Genomic DNA, 5,000 nt, shown 5'->3' on the forward strand with positions numbered 1-5,000 from the left:
AATCTCCCGCATATGATGGGCTTGCCTAACCGCACCCTCGAACCGATCTCGAGAAGCTGGTCTTTTTGTGCCAATGACATCGAAGTTTGATCCCGCACAGGATCTGCTTCAGGCGGCAATTCCTTTGGAATTACGCGGATGCCAACCCCGAAAGGGAGAGGCTGAAGCGACAATCCTTTGGATTGCGCGGGTGGGCATTGGCAATGAGAACGATCAAGTGTCTTAAGGGCAATTGGTGGATGCCTTGGCATGCACAGGCGATGAAGGACGTGATACGCTGCGATAAGCTACGGGGAGGTGCGAATACCCTTTGATCCGTAGATTTCCGAATGGGGAAACCCACCTAAGGTACTTGGAAAATCAGAGCAGCCAGAAGGTCGCAAGGCCGACTTGCTGCTGTGGTTTCCAAGTATCGATAATAGGTAACTTACCCTGAATACATAGGGGTAAAGTGGCGAACGCGGGGAACTGAAACATCTAAGTACCCGTAGGAAAGGACATCAACCGAGACTCCGGAAGTAGTGGCGAGCGAACCCGGACCAGGCCAGTGGCGATTGAGAGACAAGCGGAACCTTCTGGAAAGTAGGGCCATAGTGGGTGACAGCCCCGTACGCGTAATGCAATCAATCGTCCTCGAGTAAGGCGGGACACGTGAAATCCTGTCTGAAATTGGGGGGACCACCCTCCAAGCCTAAGTACTCGTGCATGACCGATAGCGAACTAGTACCGTGAGGGAAAGGTGAAAAGCACCCCGACAAGGGGAGTGAAAGAGTACCTGAAACCGATTGCCTACAAACAGTGGAAGCCCAAGGTTCGTCCTGGGTGACCACGTACCTTTTGTATAATGGGTCAGCGACTTAGTGTGACGAGCAAGCTTAAACCGCTAGGTGTAGGCGCAGCGAAAGCGAGTCTGAATAGGGCGTTCAGTTCGTCGCATTAGACCCGAAACCGAGTGATCTAGCCATGAGCAGGTTGAAGGTAAGGTAACACTTACTGGAGGACCGAACCCATAACTGTTGCAATAGTTCGGGATGACTTGTGGCTAGGGGTGAAAGGCCAATCAAACTCGGAAATAGCTGGTTCTCCGCGAAATCTATTTAGGTAGAGCGTCGACCGAATACCCCAGGGGGTAGAGCACTGGATGGGCTAGGGGTCCTCACCGGATTACCAAACCTAACCAAACTCCGAATACCTGGGAGTACTAGTCGGCAGACACACGGCGGGTGCTAACGTCCGTCGTGAAAAGGGAAACAACCCTGACCTACAGCTAAGGTCCCCAAGTTATGGCTAAGTGGGAAAGGATGTGAGGATCCCAAAACAACCAGGATGTTGGCTTAGAAGCAGCCATCATTTAAAGAAAGCGTAACAGCTCACTGGTCTAAATAAGGGTCTTTGCGCCGAAAATGTAACGGGGCTAAAGCCATACACCGAAGCTTAGGGTTTGGTCCGCAAGGGCCAAGCGGTAGCGGAGCGTTCTGTAAGCTGATGAAGCCATACCCGTGAGGGGTGGTGGAGGTATCAGAAGTGCGAATGCTGACATGAGTAACGTAAGGGGAGTGAGAGACTCCCCCGCCGAAAGACCAAGGGTTCCTGCTTAAAGCTAATCTGAGCAGGGTTAGCCGGCCCCTAAGACGAGGCGGAAACGCGTAGTCGATGGGAACCACGTTAATATTCGTGGGCTTGGAGGTAGTGACGGATCATTGAGGTAGTCCAATCTTATCGGATTGAACGGGCTGCTGCGTGGTTCCAGGAAATAGCTCCTCCTTATAAACCGTACCCGAAACCGACACTGGTGGTCTGGTAGAGTATACCAAGGCGCTTGAGAGAACTATGCTGAAGGAACTCGGCAAATTGCACGCGTAACTTCGGAAGAAGCGTGACCCTTTTCTACGCAAGTAGAGGAGGGTGGCACAGACCAGGGGGTAGCGACTGTTTATCAAAAACACAGGGCTCTGCGAAGTCGCAAGACGACGTATAGGGTCTGACGCCTGCCCGGTGCTGGAAGGTTAAGAGGAGGGGTGCAAGCTCTGAATCGAAGCCCCAGTAAACGGCGGCCGTAACTATAACGGTCCTAAGGTAGCGAAATTCCTTGTCGGGTAAGTTCCGACCTGCACGAATGGCGTAACGACTTCCCCGCTGTCTCCAGCATAGACTCAGTGAAATTGAATTCCCCGTGAAGATGCGGGGTTCCTGCGGTTAGACGGAAAGACCCCGTGCACCTTTACTATAGCTTTACATTGGCATTCGTAGTGGCATGTGTAGGATAGGTGGTAGGCTTTGAAACCTGGGCGCCAGCTCAGGTGGAGCCACCCTTGAAATACCACCCTTATTACTATGGATGTCTAACCGCGGCCCGTTATCCGGGTCCGGGACAATGTATGGTGGGTAGTTTGACTGGGGCGGTCGCCTCCTAAAGAGTAACGGAGGCGCGCGATGGTGGGCTCAGAACGGTCGGAAATCGTTCGCTGAGTGCAATGGCATAAGCCTGCCTGACTGCGAGACTGACAAGTCGAGCAGAGACGAAAGTCGGTCATAGTGATCCGGTGGTCCCGCGTGGAAGGGCCATCGCTCAACGGATAAAAGGTACGCCGGGGATAACAGGCTGATGACCCCCAAGAGTCCATATCGACGGGGTTGTTTGGCACCTCGATGTCGACTCATCGCATCCTGGGGCTGGAGCAGGTCCCAAGGGTATGGCTGTTCGCCATTTAAAGCGGTACGTGAGTTGGGTTCAGAACGTCGTGAGACAGTTCGGTCCCTATCTGCCGTGGGTGTAGGAATATTGAAAGGATCTGTCCCTAGTACGAGAGGACCGGGATGGACGGATCTCTGGTGGACCTGTTGTGGCGCCAGCCGCATAGCAGGGTAGCTATATCCGGACGGGATAACCGCTGAAGGCATCTAAGCGGGAAACCCACCTTAAAACGAGTATTCCCTGAGAACCGTGGAAGACGACCACGTTGATAGGCCGGGTGTGGAAGAGCGGCAACGCTTGAAGCTTACCGGTACTAATAGTTCGATCGGCTTGATCGTTCTCATTCCTTATGCTCATCGCTCCAGAAATGGAGGATGACAGGCACGACAAAGACCAGCGAAAAGCTCCGACAGAGCCCCAGGCCTTACGCCTGATGCTATGTTGCGGCCAATCGCTAGAAACAGCTTCTCGAACAACGTGCGTTTTGCCGACCTGGTGGTTATGGCGGAGCGGCTGCACCCGATCCCATTCCGAACTCGGCCGTGAAACGCTCCAGCGCTGATGGTACTTCGTCTCAAGACGCGGGAGAGTAGGTCGCTGCCAGGTCTGCTAAACGCACGTTGGCTCACATCCAGGATCAATCCTGGATGGAGAGAAATCTTCTCTTTATGAACAAGGCCCGCCAATCGGGAAACCACGGGCCGCGTAAGCGGCCCTTTCAATTGGTGAGCCATCTACCTATTTGTAGGCCATCCTATTCGTAGGCCTCGGCTTACGTCCAATGGTGACGCGGGGTGGAGCAGCCCGGTAGCTCGTCAGGCTCATAACCTGAAGGTCACAGGTTCAAATCCTGTCCCCGCAACCAAATCCAATAGTCAAACGGCCCGCTTTGCGGGCCGTTTGCGTTTGGGGACGGACCATCGCCAGCCAACTGACCATCGCCAGCCAGCTGAACTCCTCGGCCCACAAAGAGGCCTCAGCTGACAAGGCACGACAAAACAAAGCCTCTCAACAAAAATCCAATTCAAAATAGCCCGCAGCCCGCGGGCCGTTTGCGTTTGGAGGGACTGACAAGGCCCCCGTGGATTAAAGAGCCCAGGCGCCGGCTCGGCCGCTCAAGCCGAATCAGTGGCTGAAACACAAGACCATCCGATCGCACCTGGCATCGGTGATGCCGGCGGTGGTTTGCAACCGAATACGAAATGAATTTAGCCGGGGTGGTGTTCTATCAGCCGGCTTTAGTGGCTACCCTCGGCCATGACAACGAGTGACGATCGCGAATATCGGCCTGCACGTAGATTCCTCGATCGCGCCGGCGGCCGGGCGTGTCACGCCGCAATAGCCGCAAGTGCCGTTGCCGAGCGGCCATGGGCGCTCAAGCGACGCTTCGTTGATGCCGAATCAGGTGACGGGCGATTCTCTGAGGGTGAATGGCGACAAGGTGTGGCATGGTCGAATCAGCCAAACTTGCCAATAGTTGACATCTATTGCCAGATTCGGGAATCGCTCCCATATTCCCTGCAGGAGGTTGCCAATGCCAAATTACGCTTTGAATGACCACTACGAGAGTTTCATCAGGAGGCAGCTCGAATCGGGTCGCTACAACAATGCCAGCGAGGTTGTCCGTGCGGGCCTGCGCATGCTCGAGGATTTCGAGGCGGAGCGGGAGAAATGGCTGCGCGAGGAGATACCGGGTCGCCTGGCTGAACTCCGGCAGGATCCAACGAAGGGCATCCCTGCCGACACGGTCTTCTCTCGGCTGGAGGCGCGTCATCGCGCCAAGCAGGCGAAAGCCAAGTAGGGGATGGAGTACCAGATTGTCTTCCACCCCAAGGCGGAAGCCGAGTTGGAGCAACTCTACGATGATATAGCCGGACGTGCGTCGCCGGCGATCGCCTGGAATTTCATTGCGGGTATCCGCGACCATTGTCTCGGTCTGTCGACTTTTCCACAGCGGGGTACCGAGCGGGCCGAGATCATGCCTGGGTTGCGGATTGTTGGTTACCGGCGTGCCGTCAGCATTGCCTTTGCCGTCGAGGGTGAGCGGGTGCTGATCCTGGGCATCTTTTACGCTGGCCGAAACATCTCAGCGGAATTGCTCGAAGATCGGTTCTAAGTGCCACTTCCGATGGTGAATTGCTGTGCAGCCATCTAAGCGCAACGGTTGTTTTTCAGGCCGATGATGTACGCTCAGCGCCGAGACCTCGGGGCGCATCACAGGAATGGTCGGCGGCAGAACACCGCTCACAATTCAGCCAAGCCAGCTCACGAATTTCGGCCCCGTGGATATCTCTATGAGAAATCG

The 5,000-nt window shown here is 55.0% G+C and carries 2 protein-coding genes, 1 tRNA gene and 2 rRNA genes; all 5 read left to right on the forward strand.

Annotation, left to right across the window (positions count from 1 at the left end; genetic code table 11):
- The first annotated feature begins 211 nt into the window (after positions 1–211).
- Positions 212–3,033: ribosomal RNA gene (locus C8D77_RS00285) — 23S ribosomal RNA — on the forward strand.
- Between the two features lie 153 nt (positions 3,034–3,186).
- Positions 3,187–3,301: ribosomal RNA gene (rrf, locus tag C8D77_RS00290) — 5S ribosomal RNA — on the forward strand.
- A gap of 182 nt (positions 3,302–3,483) precedes the next feature.
- Positions 3,484–3,560 (forward strand) — tRNA-Met (locus C8D77_RS00295).
- 669 nt (positions 3,561–4,229) lie between these two features.
- A complete protein-coding gene (locus C8D77_RS00300) occupies positions 4,230–4,496 on the forward strand; it encodes a type II toxin-antitoxin system ParD family antitoxin (RefSeq protein ID WP_109658631.1) in 267 nt (88 codons plus the stop codon).
- 3 nt (positions 4,497–4,499) lie between these two features.
- Entirely contained in the window at positions 4,500–4,811 is a 312-nt protein-coding gene (locus tag C8D77_RS00305; RefSeq protein ID WP_109658632.1) for a type II toxin-antitoxin system RelE/ParE family toxin, read from the forward strand.
- Positions 4,812–5,000 lie beyond the last annotated feature (189 nt).

It is taken from the genome of Mesorhizobium loti (genome assembly GCF_003148495.1).
Classification (GTDB): Bacteria; Pseudomonadota; Alphaproteobacteria; order Rhizobiales; family Rhizobiaceae; genus Mesorhizobium; species Mesorhizobium loti.

Bases quoted from the DNA above. Each gene is read 5' to 3' on its own strand.
- C8D77_RS00305 (WP_109658632.1), top strand. From the start codon at position 4,500: ATGGAGTACCAGATTGTCTTCCACCCCAAGGCGGAAGCCGAGTTGGAG.
- C8D77_RS00300 (WP_109658631.1), top strand. From the start codon at position 4,230: ATGCCAAATTACGCTTTGAATGACCACTACGAGAGTTTCATCAGGAGG.